This is a genomic window from Methylocystis echinoides (genome assembly GCF_040687965.1).
In the GTDB taxonomy this organism is placed as follows: Bacteria; Pseudomonadota; Alphaproteobacteria; order Rhizobiales; family Beijerinckiaceae; genus Methylocystis; species Methylocystis echinoides_A.
On the sequence record NZ_CP156084.1, the window covers coordinates 3427006 to 3442403 of the forward strand.

Sequence of the window (15398 nt, forward strand, 5' to 3'; positions counted from 1 at the left end):
AGCGCCGCTGCGGCGCTGACCTTTGGCAAGGCGCGTTTCAAGAATTAAGGCGATCGCCCGTAAGCGAACGCCAAGAGAGGAAAGGAACAAGGATGAAGACGATTTCCCTGCTGACGTTCGCTGCGAGCGTCGCTTTCGCCGCCTCCGTCGGCCAGGCCTCCGCCGCTGGCGACGCCGCCGCGGGCGAAAAGGTCTTCGCCAAGTGCAAAGCCTGCCATCAGGTCGGCGAAGGCGCCAAGAACGCGGTCGCGCCGCAACTCAACGGCTTGAACGGCCGCAAGGCCGGCTCGGTCGAGGGCTATAATTACTCAGAGCCGATGAAGGGCTCGGGCATCACCTGGGATGAGGCCAGCTTCAAGGAGTTCATCAAGAACCCGAAGGCCAAGGTGCCCGGGACCAAGATGATTTTCCAGGGCCTCGCCAACGACGCCGATCAGGAAAACGTCTGGGCCTATCTCGCGCAGTTTAGCGCCGAGGGCAAGAAGTAATCGCAAGCCCAGTCTATCTACGAAGAGAAGCGGCCCTGATTCAGGGCCGCTTTTTTTGTTTCATTTATGCAACAGTCAAGAAAAAATAGTATTGTTCGAAACGGAACATTTCTAACACAGGATATGGTTGGGTTTAGCTCAATTACTGCTACAAATTTACAATCTTTCCAAGGTTTTGACCTTTGGATTGACCGCAAACCATTCACAGCAATACTTGGAAGCAATTACGCTCCCGTCTCAGGCGGAGGGTCGGGCGCATGCTTTCGAGGAGCCTTTCATGATGTTCGCATTGCTGCCGCCCAAGCCCGTCAGACGGTCGCTCGTTAGCCTCTATGCGCTTTCCGCCGTGCTGGCTTTCGCCGATAGCGCCTGGGCTCAGCAATCTCTGCCGACCATCAACGTCGGCGGCGCCCGCCGGACGGCGACGTCGACGGGCCCGCGCGCGACCAGGCCCGTTCAGGCGGCGCCCTCCGTCGTGGCGGCGCCCCAGCCCGGCTCCGGCGCGGGGACCGGAACGGGCTCCTTCATTCCCGCGGGCGTCCAGGTCGGGCGCGGGCCGACGGACGTGCATGGCTATTTCGCGGGCGGCACGTCGACGGCGACAAAGACGAACACCCCAATTCTCGACATTCCGCAGTCGATCACGATCCTCACCAAGCAGCAGCTCGAAGACCGCAACAGCCTGACGCTCAATCAGGCGCTGACCTATGTGCCGGGCGTGACGGTCGCTCAGGGCGAGGGGCAGCGCGACCAGATCACCATTCGCGGCCAGCCGACGACCGCCGACTTCTACACGGACGGCGTGCGCGACGACGCCGAATATTACCGCGACCTCTACAACATACAGGCGGTCGAGGTGCTCAAGGGCCCGAGCGCCCTGATCTTCGGGCGCGGCGGCGGCGGCGGCGTCGTCAACCGCGTCACCAAGAAGGCCGACGGCGTGCTGCGGCGCGACGTGCAGATCAGCACCGGCAGCTTCGGCCGCAAGCGCGTCACCTTCGACGTCGGGCAGGCGATCAACGATCAACTCGCTTTCCGCCTCAATGGCCTCTTCGAACAGTCGTACAGCTACCGCGACTTTTTCAACATGCGGCGGTGGGGCGTCAATCCGACCTTCACCTGGAGGCCTCTCGACAAGACGTTTATCACGCTCAGCTACGAGCATTATTTCGATTACCGCACGGTGGACCGCGGCATTCCCTCCGCGAACTTCAACCTGGCCCCGTTCGCCGTCAGGGCGCAGAGCCAAGGCCTGGGCTATCTTTTCCCCGGCTATCCGGCGCCGACATGGCGCTCGACATTCTTCGGCAACCCGACCGTCAATTACGCGAAGACCGACGTCGATCGCGCCGCGCTGATGATCGACCACACGACGGACTTCGGCCTGAACATCAAGAACCAGACCGTTTTCGCCAATTACGCCAAGTTCTATCAGAACACTTTCGCCAATAGCGGCGTCATCCTGAACGCCGCCTGCGCCGGGGCGCTGCCGCCTTGCGTGCAGCTCTCAGGCTATAACAACGAGACCCCCCGCCAGAACATCTTCAATCAGACTGATCTGACCTACACGCTCGTCATGGCGCCGGAGGTCAAGCATGTCCTGCTCGCGGGCATGGAGTTCGGCAATCAAAAGTCGGACACCAACCGCAACAATGCGCGCTGGCTCAACCCCTTCAATGGGTCGGCGAACATTAACACCTCGTTTGGCGCGCCGACCGTATTCTTCCCCGTCGTGTTCAACAACGCCAACGGGACGGGCGCGTTCCGCCGCCATACCGATCTCGATCTGGCGGCGGGCTATGTGCAGGATCAGATCACGCTCACGAAATATATCGACATTATCGCGGGCGTGCGCTTCGACAATTTCAATCTGAAATTCGTCAATAACTTCGCCGGGACAAATCCGACCTTCGACAATTACCGCGGTCAAACGATCTACAGCAACACGAGCCGCTGGTCGCCGCGCGTCGGTCTCGTGTTCCATCCCTTCGAGCAGCTCTCGCTCTACGGCTCCTATTCGCGTTCCTTCCTGCCGGCGGCGGGAGATCAGTTCAACACGCTGTCGGTGTCGTCCGCCACGCTGCAACCGCAAGGCTTCGAGAACGCCGAAGCGGGCTTCAAGGCGGAGATCACGCCGACGCTCCTCTTCACGGGCGCCCTGTATAATCTCAACCGCACCAATCAGCCGATCGCCGTCAACGCCTTCTACAATGTGCTGACCAATACGCGCACGGTCGGCGGCGAAGTGAGCCTCGTCGGTTATCTCACCAAGGAATGGGAAGTCTCGCTCGGCTACGGCAATCAGCACGCTTATGTGACGAGCTCCGACCGCAACATCGCGCTCGCGGGGACTGGCAGCGGCGTCTTTTTCACCGAGCGCGGCAAGGTCGTGCCTTCGGTGCCGCAGAACACCTTCTCGTTTTGGAACAAATACGACGTCTCGTCGCTCATCGGCCTTGCGCCGGGCGTTCTGGGACTGGGCAGCGGCGTGATTTACAACAGCAAATTCTTCGCGGCGCTCGACAATGCGGTTATCATTCCCGGCTACGCCCGCTGGGACGGCGCCGTCTATGTCAGACTCACGGACAACATTTATGGGCAGGTCAATGTGGAGAATATTCTCGGGGCCTATTATTACGCCTCGGCGCACAACAACAACAACATCATGCCCGGCGCGCCGCGTTCCGCTTATGTGACGGTCAACGCGAAGTTCTGATGCGGGAGAGGAGCGCTTAATCGCCTTCCTCTCCGGCGATAGAGGAAAGCCTGATGCAAATCTCCCGGGAATGGGCGACGCCCCTCACCATCGGCGCCTTCAGCCTGATGAGCGTGACCGGCCTCTTGATGTTCTTCCATGCCGAGATGGGCCTGAATAAGCTGGCGCATGAGTGGGTTGGGCTGGTGATGGTCGGCGGCGTCGCCGCGCACGCCATCGCCAATTGGGCCGCTTTCAAGCGGTATTTTCTGTCGGGCGCATTCAGCCGCGGCGTCATCGCTTTCAGCCTGATCGTTTTGGCCGGCTCGTTTTTCTCCTGGACCGGCGAGAAGCGCCTCCCGCCGCCGGTACTGGCGATGCGGGCGATCGTCAGCGCGCCTCTCGCCAAGGTTGCGCCGCTGTCGGGACGTTCGACCGAGCAAGCCATCGCCGATCTCGCCAAAGCCGGCGTCGTTGTGGCGAGCGGCGGCGTCAGCCTCGAAAACGCGATCGGCCACAATCGCGAGTTGCAGGCAAAGGCGATCGCGGTCTTGTTCGGAAAAAGCAACTAAGCGCCCGACCGGGCGGTGGCGCTGCGCGCGGCTAACCCTCGGCCGGACGAGCAAGATATTGCGGGTGTGCAAAGCCCCAAAAGCAACCAAAAGTTAAGGACCCGCCACGAAACTCCCCGGCGGAGGCTCGAGCTATGCTGAAACGCGGGGCGTTCTTCTTGATCCTTGTCGGGCTGATTTCGTTCCACGCGGGGCTGGCTGTCGACAATAAATCCTTCCTGTTCAGCGATCGGAGATCGGAGGACGGCTGGAGCCATTCTTGTCGCTACTATCGGCCGTTCAGCACCGTCAGGGTGACGCGTCCAATCCAGGTGCCTTGCGCGAGATACGATAATGTTTAGCGCCGTCGCGAGAGGAGATGAACGGGCGGTTCGCCCTCTTTGCCGTCGCTGAGCGCGAGCGTCCTCCTCCGCTTACGGCGGAGGGGGCGCGGCGCCGTTGCTCCCGCGGCCGGCCTTTTGCGGCGCCGCGGGATGGGCTATGCGTGTGCCGTCCAGCACACAGGCCCGACCGTGACGCGTAAACCCGACGAAGTTTCTTCCAATCTGATGCAGCCGCTCGAGACGCTGCCGGTGTTCTATCCCCTCGCCGGCAAGCGGGTCGTGGTGATCGGAGACGGCGAGGGGGCGGCCTGGAAAGTCGATCTCGCGGCGGCCACGGGCGCGCAGGTCGACGTCTTTGCCTGCGATCCGTGCGAGAAGCTCCTCGAGATCGCCAATGGCAGGGACAATGTGCAGCTCCATGCGCGCGCCGCGGGGCCGGCGGACTTCGAGGGCGCGGCGCTCGCCTTTGGCGCGACCTTCGACGACGCCGAGGCCGACGCCGCCCGCCAGGCGGCGGATGCGGCGGGGGTGGCGCTCAATCTTGCCGACCGGCCGGCGATGAGCGACTTCATCATGGGGGCGATCGTCAACCGCTCGCCGCTGGTGATCGGCGTCTCGACCGGCGGCGCCTCTCCGGTCTTCGCCCAGGCGGTGCGCGGACGCATCGAGTCGCTCGTGCCGGCGACCTTCGCCGCATGGGCCAAGGCGGCGCAGGACTGGCGGCCGCAGGTCTTGTCCTCCGGCCTCGACTTTCTGGCGCGACGCGACTTCTGGCGCCGCTTCACGCGGCTGGCCTTCAACGACATTGAGCGGGCGCCGGCCGAGGCGGACCGCGACGCGCTGCTCGCCGAGGCGCGCGCGGCCGGCGACGATATGGCGCGCGGACGGGTGACGCTCGTCGGAGCAGGGCCGGGCGATCCTGAATTGATGACGCTCAAGGGCATGCGGGCGCTCGCGGGCGCCGATGTGGTGCTCTTCGACGACCTCGTGCCCGCGAGCATCCTCGACTTCGCCCGCCGCGAAGCGACGCGCATCAACGTCGGCAAGCGCGGCTATGCGCCTTCGGTGCGCCAGGAGGAGATCACGGCGCTGCTCGTCGACCTTGCCCGGGCGGGCAAGAATGTCGTGCGGCTCAAGGGCGGCGATCCGCTGATTTTCGGCCGCGCCAACGAGGAAATCGCGGCGCTGCGCGGAGCCGGTTTTTCGATCGAGATCATTCCCGGCGTCACCGCCGCCTGCGCGGGCGCGGCCGCGCTCGGGGCGTCGCTCACGAGCCGCGAGACGGCGCGGCGCGTGCAGTTCATCACCGCCCACACCAAGGACGGCGAGTTTCCAGAGGATTTCGATTGGGGCGCGCTCGCCGATCGCCGCGCCACAACGGCCGTCTATATGGGCAACCGCACGCTCCCCGCGCTCTCCCGCCGCCTCCTGGAGGAGGGCATGGCCCATGACACGCCAGCCTTCCTGGTCGAGCGCGCCTCGACGCCGGACGAGCGGATCATCCGCGGAACGATCGCGGACCTCCCCGGCAAGGTCGCGCACGAAAATCTCGTCGGGCCCGTGATGGTTCTGATCGGCTGGGCGCTGATCGAGAACTGAGCCTGCCCCCGCTCGTTATAACAAATGTTCGTTTGAACGAGCGTTAGAACGACAGCCAGCGGACGTCGCACACTGACGGGTTCGTCTGAACCAGAACGGGAGTCGCGGGGTTGCCGACGCCGTCGGGCGTGGGGCGCGCCGAGGCGACGTTCGCCTCATTTCCAGCCGCTCTCCAACGTCGCACGGCGACTCCCGCTCTCCAATGTCGCACGGCGACTCTTGGCATGGATAATTACGCTCCGAGTAAGAACGCTCTTATACGCAATGCGTAACGCTTATTTACGTGATGCGTAAACCAGGCAGCGCGCCTTTCGCCGCCTCGAGCAGCCCGGCCTCGTCTGGCTTTGTAGCGACCACCGGATCGAGGCCTGCGTCGCGCAGCGGCGTTGCGACATCGTTCGACAGGGCTGCATGGGCCATCCGGTTGAGGCCCGGCGTCAGCCCTGCCGCTGCGACGAGATCAAGGAAAATCTCGGCGCTGCGTCGTGAGTAGTGAAGCGCCAGATCGATCGTTCCGGCCTCAATCGCGTCGCGGGCGTCGTCCGAAAGGCGCGCGGCGGCGCGGGCTTCATAGACATTTACGGGGGTAATCGTGTGACCGCCGGCGCGCAACCCCGCTTCCAGCGCAGGCTGGCGGTCACGGCCCGCGAGATAGAGGAAATGCGCCGGATGCGTATAACGTTTTACGAGCAGCGGCAGAACCGCCGCCGCGTTTCCGTCGACGATGTCCAGCCGCCAGCCCCGCGCCCGCGCCGCATCGGCCGTTTTCGCGCCGACGACATGCAGCGGCAATGACTTGAAAGGTTCCGCTGCAGGGCCTGCGCATTCGATCCCCTTGGCGCTCGACGCCAGCACGGCGTCATAGGCTCCGGCCGGAATCGGTGCGCCGGTCGCGACGATCTCCAGCACCGGAGAGAGCAGGGGCGTGTAGCCCATCTCCCGCAATTTCGCGGCCGTGCGCGCGGCGTCCTCCCGCGCGCGCAGCACGAGCGCGCAGGTCACATGAGCCCCGCGAGGCCATGGGGCAGCTTCAGAACGATTTCATTGCCGGCGTCGGCGCCAAGCATCGCCGCGTCGATCGCGCGGCCCTTGCGGCGCGTCGTCCAGACCTCGCTGCCGTCGGATTTCAAAACCTCGCCGTAGAACGAGAGTTCGCCATTCTCGACAGTCGCATGGCCAGCGATCGGCGTGCGACAGGAGCCGTCGAGGGCGGCGAGAAAGGCGCGCTCCGCCGCGAGCGCCAGCGCCGTCGCCTCGTCGAGAATGGGCGCCAAGGCGGCGCGCGTCTTGGGGTCCTTGGCGCGCGCCGTAATCCCGATTGCGCCTTGTCCGACGGCAGGCGGGAAATCCTGCAGCGGCAGCAGCGCCGTCGCGCGGTCGGCGAGGCCCAGCCGCTTCAACCCGGCGAGCGCCAGCAGGGTCGCGTCCACCTCGCCGCTTTCAACCTTGGCGAGGCGCGTATGGACATTGCCGCGCAGCAGAGTCGTTTGCAGGTCCGGCCGGCGGCGTTTGACTTGCGCCGCGCGACGCAGCGAGGCGGTGCCGACGACCGCGCCCGGCGGCAGGGCGTCGATGGTCGCGCCATTGCGGCCGATCCAGGCGTCGCGCACATCCTCGCGCGGCAGATAGCCGGCGATGACGATCTCGGACGGAAGATGCGTCGGGAGGTCCTTGGAGGAATGCACCGCGAGGTCGATCGTCCCAGCGATCAGCGCGACGTCCAGTTCCTTGGTGAAGAGGCCCTTGCCGCCGGATTCGGAGAGGGGGCGATCCTGAATCATGTCGCCGGTCGTCTTGATGATCTCGATGGCGATATGATCCTCCGCGACGCCATGCGCCTTGGCGAGCAGCGCGCGAACCATATGGGTCTGGGCGAGCGCCAGCGGGCTGCCGCGCGTGCCGATGCGAAGGCTCTCGATCGTCATCAAACCTTTCCAGCCTGGGAGGACGGGGGGACTATAAGGGTCGAGCGGGGAAGGGCAAGGCGCCTTCGCTTTCAAGCTTGCGAGGAGGGGGCGGCCGTTGTTTAGCTCCACCTTTGGAGACCCCTCTTGCACGGACCCCTCTCGCCCTATCGCTGGGTCGTTCTCGCCCTCGCCACGTCGGCGCAGGTCGGCGGCTGCTTCCTGGTGCAGGGGCTCGGCGCGCTCGGTCCGGCGCTGCAGGCGGCGTTCGGCCTCGACGCCGCCGAGGTCGGCCTCGCCATGTCCGCCGCCCAGACGACCCCCATCGTCGGCTTCATCGTCGCGGGCATGCTGCTCGACCATTTCAGCGAGCGGCTCATCGTCGGGTTGGGGGCGACCATGGTCGCCGCCGCGCTGGCCGTGGCGGGGCGCGGGGAGACCTATGCGGACATCCTGTTCTGGCTCTTTGTCGCCAGCATCGGCTACTGCACGGTGCAGCCCGGCGGCGGAAAAGTCGTCGCCGCCTGGTTTCCGGCCGACGCCCGCGGCTTCGCCTTGGGCGTCAGGCAGGCCGGCCTGCCGCTGGGGGCGGCGCTCGGCGCTTTGCTCCTGCCCGTCGCGGCCGAACGCCACGGCTGGCGCGCGGCCTTCGATCTCGGCGCCCTCGCCGCGCTCGGAAGCGGGCTTCTCTTCGCCTTTCTCTACCGCTCGCCGCCCGAGCCCCTGCCCGAACGCCATCGAAAGACGGAGCTTTGGCGGTCGCGGCTTCAGGAACTGGCGCCGCGCCTGCCGCCCATCGCGCTCCCCGGCGTGACGCTCGTCAGCGTGCAGTTCTGCATCACGGTCTATCTGCCGCTCGATCTGCGCGACCGCTTCGACATTCCGGTCGAGGCCGGCGTAAGGCTTCTGTTCCTGGCGCAATTCTTCGGCGCCCTCGGCCGTGTCGCGCTCGCGGCGTGGAGCGACCGCAGCCGGCGGGGGCGCGAGTTCACGCTCGTCATGAGCATGGCCGCGATTCTGGTCGGGCTGGCGGCGCTGATCGCGGCGCCCGGCGCGCCGCTCTGGGCGGTGGCGCTGATCGCCGCCTGGCTCGGCTTTTTCGGCTATGGCTGGTTCGGCCCGTGGATCGCGCTCGTCGCCGAAGCCGCGCCGCGCGGGGCGGTTGGCCTGATGATCGGCGTCGCTTTGGCGATCAACCAGATTGTCGTCGTGTTGACGCCGCCGGCCTTCGGCGCGCTGCGGGACGCGACGGGAACCTATGTCTTCGGCTGGTGGCTGGTCGCGATCGCGGCCGTCGCCGCTTTTCTGTGGATCAGTCGGCGCTTGGCAGCCGGCGCATGACGAATTCGATTCGGCCGTCGTCGAGCTCCCGCCAGAATTCGATTTCGGTCATATAGGCGGCTTTCGGATAGCGGTCGAACCATTCGCGTGCTTTGGCGCGGGCGTCCGTGCGGGGCAGGGTGAAGGTCTCGCGCCGCCAGCCGTCGCCCTTGTCGCTTCCGGCCCGGCTTTTCTTGCTGAGCCGTCGCGCAATGTCCCTCGGCGACCTGGACATGCTCATGACGTTTTCCTTCGAGTTCCTGCAAAACATAACGCGCCGCCCAGCGGAAGGGGAGTCGAATCGCATGAGCCTGGTCCCTGCTCCCGAGGCTTAATCCGGCGACTGTTTCAAGGAGATGAAGACGCGCCCGCCCGGCCGCCAATGCCGCCAGGCTCGAGGCAGGCGCCGGCTTTTTGCGCGGCAATGGCGAAGGCCGCGACTTTCCCGCTTCGCAAAAGCGCGCTATCTCGGGCCGCATGTCTGAGCGCCCCACTTACATGATCACGACCGCTATTCCCTACGCGAATGGCGCGCCCCACATCGGCCACGCCTATGAGCGCATCGCCACCGACGCCTTCGCGCGCTTCAAGCGGCTCGACGGCTACGACGTGCTGTTCGTCACCGGCATGGACGAGCATGGCCAGAAGATGCAGCGCACGGCCGAGAAGGAGGGGCTTTCCCCGCAAGGTCTGGCGGACCGCACGGCGGCGCAATTCGCCCGCATGGGCGAAGCGCTGAACGCGCGCGCCGACGACATCGTGCGCACCACTCAGGATCGCCACAAGCAGGCGGTGCTCGAGATCTGGCGGCGCATGGAGGCCAATGGCGACATTTATCTGTCGAAATATTCCGGCTGGTACTCCGTGCGCGATGAAGCCTATTACGACGAGAGCGAATTGACCGAGCGCGACGGCAAGAGATTCGCTCCGACCGGCACGCCCGTCGAATGGGTGGAGGAGGAAAGCTGGTTCTTTCGGCTCTCCGCCTATGCCGACAAGCTCCTCGCCTATTACCAAGCGCATCCCGAGTTCATTACGCCCGATCATTACCGGAACGAGATCATCGCCTTCGTGAAGCGCGGCCTGACCGATCTGTCGGTCTCGAGAACCACCTTCGACTGGGGCATCCCCATTCCGCCGAGCCCACAAACCAATGCGAGCCATGTGATGTATGTCTGGGTGGACGCGCTCACCAACTACATCACGGCGACGGGCTGGCTGACGAAAGAGGGCGACAAGAGCGGCTTCTGGCCAGCGGACGCGCATGTCATCGGCAAGGACATCACCCGCTTCCACGCCATCTACTGGCCGGCCTTTCTCATGTCGGCCGCGGCGCCGCTGCCCAAGCAGATCGTCGTGCACGGGTTTCTGTTCTCGCGCGGCGAGAAGATGTCGAAGTCGGTCGGCAATGTGGTCGATCCGATCGAGCTCGCCGATCGCTACGGCGTCGATCAGCTACGCTATTTCTTCCTGCGCGAGATCCCCTTCGGCCAGGACGGCAATTATTCGCATGAAGGAATCGTCATGCGCATCAACGCCGATCTCGCCAACGACCTCGGCAATCTCGCGCAGCGTTCGCTGTCGATGATCAATAAGAACTGCGCTGGGGCCGTCCCGAAGAAGGGCGCGCTGACCGAGGCGGACAACGACATTCTCGCCCAGGCGGCCTTTGCGCTCGACAAGGCGCGCGCGGCGATGAACGACTATGCGCCGCACCATGCGCTCGCCGAGATTTTCCGGGTGGTGGCGGAGGCCAACCGCTATTTCGCGGGCGAGGAGCCCTGGGCGAAGAAGAAGACTGATCCCGCCCGCATGGAGACGATCCTCTATGTGACGGCCGAGACGCTGCGCCGGCTGGCGATCCCGCTGCAGCCCTTCATCCCGGAAGCCGCCGGCAAGCTCCTTGACCTTCTCGGCGTCGGCCCCGATTCGCGCGACTTCGCCCACGCCGACGCGGCCAATGCGCTCCAGGAGGGCGCCCCGCTGCCGCCGCCCGCGCCGGTGTTCCCGAGGTTTGTGGAGACTGAGGAGGGCGCGGCATGACCGACCCGGCCCGCTTCGTCGGCGACATCCCGTTGCAATACGACCGCGGCCTCGGCCCGGTCCTCTTCGCGCATTATGCGCAAGACATCGCCCATCGGGCTGCGCTGCACGCGCCTCGGTCCGTGCTCGAAGTCGCCGCCGGCACGGGCGTCGTGACGCGCAAGCTTCGGGACGTTCTGCACCCGCAGGCGGCTTTGACCGCGACCGACCTCAACGCGCCCATGCTCGAGATTGCGCAGGAGAAGTTCGCGCCCGGCGAACAAGTGGATTTCGGCGTCGGCGACGCGCTGGCGCTGCCTTTTCCCGACGGCGCCTTCGACTGCCTGGTTTGCCAGTTCGGCCTGATGTTTTTTCCCGACAAGGACGCAGCCCATCGCGAGGCGTGGCGCGTGCTGGAGCCCCATGGGCGCTATCTCTTCAGCGTCTGGGACGCGCCCCGCTACAATCCCTTCGCGCGCATCGGGCTGGAGGTTGTCGCGCAATTCTTTCCGGACGATCCGCCGAAATTCCTGCAAACGCCGTTTTCCTGCCCGGAGATCGACCCGACCAAAGAGGCGCTGATCGGGGCGGGCTTTTCGCATCTTGCCGTCTACGTCCTGCCGCATCTTCAGGAGATTTTGGACGTCGCCGCCTTTGCGCGGGGCCTCGTCTTCGGCAGTCCCCTGATCGAGCAGATCCGCGCGCGCGGCGACGCAGACCCGGAAGCCGTCGTCGCGACGCTTGCGGAGCGCTACGCCGCGGAATTCGGTTCTCCGGCGCATATGCCGCTGCAGGCTATCCTCTTCGACGCGGTGCGGGCGTGAGGCTCCTTCTCGTCGCGCTCATGGCTTTCATGAGCGCGGCCGCCCAGGCCGAGAGCTTCCAGCGCTATCACAACGACCGATTTGGCGTGACGGCCGACGTGCCTACCGGCTGGCGCATGGGCGCAGCGCCGGAAAATGACGACGGCCGAGTCTTTTCTTCGCCGGACGGCTTTGCTGAGATCATCGTCTCCGGCGGCTTCGCCGTGCTCCCGATCAGCGAAGAAATCGCCTTGAAACTGAAGCCAGAGACTGGCGAGACGATCGACTACAAAAGCCAGGGCAGGGACCGGCTCGTCGTCTCCGGACGCAAAGGCGACCGCATCTTTTACCGGAAGTCGCTTCTAGGCTGCAGCGGAACGGTTTGGAACAGCGTCTCGCTCGACTATCCCGCCGCCGCCAAGGCCGCCTTCGACCCCATTGTCGCCCGCGTCGCCGGCTCGCTGCGCGGCGGAAAGGGTTATGCGACGGGCGCCTGCAGATGACGCCAGACCCGGAAAGACGCTATTTGTCCTGAGAGGCCAGCCACGTCGCGGGAGAGGCGTCCCCATGCTCAAGCACGTGAACCGCAGCGCCATTGGCGCAAGTCTTCTCGCAGCCCTCGCGCATCCGGCGCAGGCCGGTCCCGCAAAGGCCGCCGTCGCGCCCAGGGCCGGCTTCGACGGCCAGTGGGTCATCCACGCGACGGCCGCAAACTTTTTCTGCCCGGTGAAAAGCACGAGGCTGGTCGCGGTGATGCAGGGCGGGCAGGTCGTCAAGCTCGCGGGCCTCCCCGGCACGGCGACCGGCCGTGTGGCCGACAACGGAGCCGTCTCGGTGAACTTGAAGGTCTTCGGCGTGACCGCCACTGTGCGCGGGCGCTTGACGGGCGGGGTCGGTGCGGGCGACTGGTCTTCGAACAGCGCGATCTGCGCCAAGGGCGGCTGGCGCGCGGCGCAATCAGGAAACTAACGACGCGACACCATGCTCATCGACACCCATTGCCATCTCGACTTTCCGGATTTTGCTCCTGAACAGGCGGATATCGTCGCGCGCGCAAGAGCGCGGGGGGTCGGCCGGATGATCACCATATCAACGCATCTCTCGCGCTTCGACCGGGTCAAGGCCGTCGCCGAAGCCTATCCGGAGGTCTACTGCACCGTCGGGACCCATCCGCACCACTCCCACGAGGAAGCCGAGCCGACGCTCGAACAGCTCGTCGAGCTGTCGCGCCATCCGAAATGCGTCGGGCTCGGCGAGGCCGGGCTCGACTACCATTACGATCACGCGCCCCGCGAAGTCGCGCAGCGCGTTTTCCGCACCCATATCGCCGCCGCGCGCGAGACGGGCCTGCCGCTCGTCATCCATACGCGCGACGCCGACGCGGACTGCGCGGCGATCCTCGAGGAGGAAATGGGGAAGGGGGCCTTCCCGGCCCTGCTCCATTGCTTCACCTCGAGCCGCGCGCTCGCCGAGACGGCGATCCGACTCGGGCTCTACATTTCATATTCCGGCGTCGTGACTTTCAAGAATTCGGCCGAGCTGCGCGAAACGGCGAAGGCGACGCCCTTAGAGCGAATGCTCGTCGAGACCGACGCGCCGTTCCTTGCGCCGGTCCCGCATCGGGGCAAGCGCAACGAGCCGGCTTTCGTCGCTGACACAGCCAGGCTGCTGGCCGAACTCAAAGGCGTCTCAGAGGCCGAATTTGCGCAAGCGACGACCGAAAACGCGCTGCGGCTCTTCTCGAAAATGCCGCCGCTGGAGGCCGCCGCGTGACGCTGGCGGTCACGATTCTCGGCTGCAGTTCATCCGGCGGCGTGCCGCGCGTCGGGCAGGGCTGGGGCAAGTGCAATCCGGAAAACCCAAAAAACCGCCGTCGCCGCTGTTCGATCCTGGTCACGCGCGGTCATGCGCAGGACGGCACGCAGGTGCTGGTCGATACCGGACCCGACCTGCGCGAGCAGCTCGTCGCCGCCGACGTGAGCCGCCTCGACGCGGTCCTCTACACCCATCCGCACGCCGACCATACGCACGGCATCGACGACCTGCGCGGGCTCGTCATCCGCAACGGCCGACGCATTCCGGCCTATATGGACGAGCCGACGTCGCGCGACGTCACCCATAAGTTCGGCTACATCTTCGTCACCCCCGCCAACAGCTTTTACCCGCCGCTGATGACGGAGCATCGCCTGCATCCCGGCCGGCCGGTGACGATCGAGGGCCCTGGCGGGGCGATCGAGGCCACGCCGTTCCGTCTCGACCATGGCGACATGGACGCCCTGGGTTTCCGGTTCGACAACATCGCCTATACGCCGGACCTTCACGCCATCCCGCCGGAAAGCGCGCGCTTTCTGGAAGGGCTCGACCTGTGGATCATCGACGCCTTGCGCTGGCAGCGGCATGGCACCCATCTTTCGGTCGAACAGGCGCTGGCGCTCATCGACCAGTATCGGCCGCGACGCGCCATCCTGACCGACCTGCACGTCGATCTCGATTACGACGCGCTTGCCGCGACGCTGCCGGCCAATGTCGAGCCGGCCTATGACGGGCTGCGGGTCGAGGCGTGACTTGTCCCCGCATTCATACCGGGCGTTTTAGTTCCATAATATCGATTATGCGATTCGAGGATTTCGGCTTTTGCCCGTCGCCCCTGCGCGCGCTAAGCGTTCAGGCGCGCCGAAGGACATGTGCGGCCGCCGCCCGACGCGGCGTTTGGGTTGCGCGCAGAGGGCCGAAAGCCTCGCGAAATGGGCGCGAGCCTGGCCGCACATGAAGCATTTCCTAGGGTTTTTTCGATGAGCCCATTAAAAATTCTGGCCAGCATGGGCTGTTATCTGGTAAAAGGCTTCCCGCGCGGGACTATATGGCATTCAACTGGCAACATCCCATCGTTTCGAAACGGACGCAGATTGCGCGCCCGGACGGTGACGCTTGGGCGCACGCGTTTGACATAAAAGTCTTGCCGTTTTTGGCGGAGACGAGCAGGTAGACATGAGCAAAGGTAGAGACTTCCGGGGACCCCGCAAGCGCGGGTTCGATGACGATGGGCCGTATGGCTATGACGCCCCGCGCCCCAGCCGTTCGCCGCGGTCGCAGTTTGGCGGCGGCGGATTCCCGGATATGGCGCCCCCGGTGATGAGCAACGAGCCAGCGGTGGACGCCATTGTGAAGTGGTTCAAGGCGGACAAAGGCTTCGGCTTTGTCGAGCTCGCCAATGGCACCGGCGACGCCTTTCTCCACATCGGCGCCGTCCAGGCTGCGGGCTATGATTCGCTGCCCCCGGGCGCGAAGCTGCAGGTGCAGGTGACGAGCTCCGTCAAGGGCCAGCAGGTCTCCCGCATTCTCGACGTCGATCTCGCCGGCGCCGCCGAGCGCGCGCCCCCGCCCCCGCGCGGCGGCGGATTTGACAGCCCCCGCCCCCGCCGCCAGGCGCCCGATCCGTCGACCGCCGTGCCGGTCTCCGGCAAGGTCAAGTGGTTCGACGAGACCAAGGGCTTCGGCTTCGTTCAGTCGAACGACGGCGGTAAGGACGTCTTCGTCCATATCTCGATCCTCGGCCCCTCGGGCGTGAACCGCCTGCTGGAGGGCCAGCCGGTGACCATGCAGGTCGTCGACACCGCCAAGGGCCGCGAGGCGCTGTCCATTACGCTGGACTGAGCGCCCCGACTGATCCGA

Annotated in this window: 15 protein-coding genes; 12 read left to right on the forward strand and 3 right to left on the reverse strand. The window is 65.4% G+C overall.

The genetic code is table 11. The annotated features are described in order from the left end of the window. The first annotated feature begins 92 nt into the window (after positions 1–92). The 4 genes from RVU70_RS16800 to cysG all read left to right on the forward strand — a co-directional run bounded on the left by RVU70_RS16800 (position 93) and on the right by cysG (position 5677). Positions 93–488 (forward strand): cytochrome c-554, encoded by a 396-nt coding sequence (locus tag RVU70_RS16800; RefSeq protein ID WP_363348336.1) that lies wholly within the window; start codon positions 93–95, stop codon positions 486–488. A 277-nt stretch (positions 489–765) separates the two neighbouring features. Next, entirely contained in the window at positions 766–3204 is a 2439-nt protein-coding gene (locus RVU70_RS16805) for a TonB-dependent receptor domain-containing protein (protein WP_363348338.1), read from the forward strand. Positions 3205–3257: 53 nt separating this feature from the next. After that, complete coding sequence (locus tag RVU70_RS16810) at positions 3258–3755, forward strand: DUF4405 domain-containing protein (protein WP_363348340.1); 498 nt, start codon at positions 3258–3260, stop codon at positions 3753–3755. Positions 3756–4267: 512 nt separating this feature from the next. Continuing rightward, entirely contained in the window at positions 4268–5677 is a 1410-nt protein-coding gene (gene cysG / locus RVU70_RS16815) for a siroheme synthase CysG (protein WP_363348342.1), read from the forward strand. A gap of 279 nt (positions 5678–5956) precedes the next feature. Here cysG and RVU70_RS16820 read toward each other — a convergent pair whose 3' ends face one another. Both RVU70_RS16820 and hemC read right to left on the reverse strand, forming a co-directional pair. Continuing rightward, positions 5957–6679, reverse strand: a complete 723-nt coding sequence (locus RVU70_RS16820; protein WP_363348344.1) for a uroporphyrinogen-III synthase — start codon at positions 6677–6679, stop codon at positions 5957–5959. After that, on the reverse strand, positions 6676–7602 hold the full coding sequence (hemC, locus tag RVU70_RS16825) for a hydroxymethylbilane synthase (RefSeq protein WP_363348346.1): 927 nt from the start codon (positions 7600–7602) through the stop codon (positions 6676–6678). The genes RVU70_RS16820 and hemC overlap by 4 nt, the downstream gene beginning before the upstream one ends. A gap of 126 nt (positions 7603–7728) precedes the next feature. Between hemC and RVU70_RS16830 the strand changes: the two genes are divergently transcribed. Beyond that, entirely contained in the window at positions 7729–8922 is a 1194-nt protein-coding gene (locus RVU70_RS16830) for an MFS transporter (protein ID WP_363348348.1), read from the forward strand. Here RVU70_RS16830 and RVU70_RS16835 read toward each other — a convergent pair. After that, complete coding sequence (locus RVU70_RS16835; RefSeq protein WP_405044886.1) at positions 8894–9136, reverse strand: hypothetical protein; 243 nt, start codon at positions 9134–9136, stop codon at positions 8894–8896. The genes RVU70_RS16830 and RVU70_RS16835 overlap by 29 nt on opposite strands. A gap of 242 nt (positions 9137–9378) precedes the next feature. On the opposite strand from RVU70_RS16835, the gene metG reads away from it, so the two are divergent. From metG to RVU70_RS16870, 7 genes are all read left to right on the forward strand, one after another. Beyond that, on the forward strand, positions 9379–10944 hold the full coding sequence (gene metG / locus RVU70_RS16840; protein ID WP_363348352.1) for a methionine--tRNA ligase: 1566 nt from the start codon (positions 9379–9381) through the stop codon (positions 10942–10944). Next, entirely contained in the window at positions 10941–11747 is an 807-nt protein-coding gene (locus RVU70_RS16845) for a methyltransferase domain-containing protein (RefSeq protein WP_363348354.1), read from the forward strand. Before metG ends, RVU70_RS16845 begins: the two co-directional genes overlap by 4 nt. Beyond that, positions 11744–12229 (forward strand): hypothetical protein, encoded by a 486-nt coding sequence (locus tag RVU70_RS16850; RefSeq protein WP_363348356.1) that lies wholly within the window; start codon positions 11744–11746, stop codon positions 12227–12229. Before RVU70_RS16845 ends, RVU70_RS16850 begins: the two co-directional genes overlap by 4 nt. A 64-nt stretch (positions 12230–12293) precedes the next feature. Then, positions 12294–12695, forward strand: a complete 402-nt coding sequence (locus RVU70_RS16855; protein ID WP_363348358.1) for a hypothetical protein — start codon at positions 12294–12296, stop codon at positions 12693–12695. A gap of 12 nt (positions 12696–12707) precedes the next feature. Further along, on the forward strand, positions 12708–13499 hold the full coding sequence (locus RVU70_RS16860; RefSeq protein ID WP_363348360.1) for a TatD family hydrolase: 792 nt from the start codon (positions 12708–12710) through the stop codon (positions 13497–13499). Next, positions 13496–14290 (forward strand): MBL fold metallo-hydrolase, encoded by a 795-nt coding sequence (locus RVU70_RS16865; protein WP_363348362.1) that lies wholly within the window; start codon positions 13496–13498, stop codon positions 14288–14290. The genes RVU70_RS16860 and RVU70_RS16865 overlap by 4 nt, the downstream gene beginning before the upstream one ends. A gap of 424 nt (positions 14291–14714) precedes the next feature. Continuing rightward, entirely contained in the window at positions 14715–15380 is a 666-nt protein-coding gene (locus RVU70_RS16870) for a cold shock domain-containing protein (protein WP_363348364.1), read from the forward strand. The last annotated feature ends 18 nt before the right edge of the window (positions 15381–15398 follow it).

Coding starts and splice junctions, on each gene's coding strand:
- RVU70_RS16800 (WP_363348336.1), top strand. CDS start 93: ATGAAGACGATTTCCCTGCTGACGTTCGCTGCGAGCGTCGCTTTCGCC.
- RVU70_RS16805 (WP_363348338.1), top strand. CDS start 766: ATGATGTTCGCATTGCTGCCGCCCAAGCCCGTCAGACGGTCGCTCGTT.
- RVU70_RS16810 (WP_363348340.1), top strand. CDS start 3,258: ATGCAAATCTCCCGGGAATGGGCGACGCCCCTCACCATCGGCGCCTTC.
- hemC (WP_363348346.1), bottom strand. CDS start 7,602: ATGACGATCGAGAGCCTTCGCATCGGCACGCGCGGCAGCCCGCTGGCG.
- RVU70_RS16835 (WP_405044886.1), bottom strand. CDS start 9,136: ATGTCCAGGTCGCCGAGGGACATTGCGCGACGGCTCAGCAAGAAAAGC.
- metG (WP_363348352.1), top strand. CDS start 9,379: ATGTCTGAGCGCCCCACTTACATGATCACGACCGCTATTCCCTACGCG.
- RVU70_RS16845 (WP_363348354.1), top strand. CDS start 10,941: ATGACCGACCCGGCCCGCTTCGTCGGCGACATCCCGTTGCAATACGAC.
- RVU70_RS16855 (WP_363348358.1), top strand. CDS start 12,294: ATGCTCAAGCACGTGAACCGCAGCGCCATTGGCGCAAGTCTTCTCGCA.
- RVU70_RS16860 (WP_363348360.1), top strand. CDS start 12,708: ATGCTCATCGACACCCATTGCCATCTCGACTTTCCGGATTTTGCTCCT.
- RVU70_RS16870 (WP_363348364.1), top strand. CDS start 14,715: ATGAGCAAAGGTAGAGACTTCCGGGGACCCCGCAAGCGCGGGTTCGAT.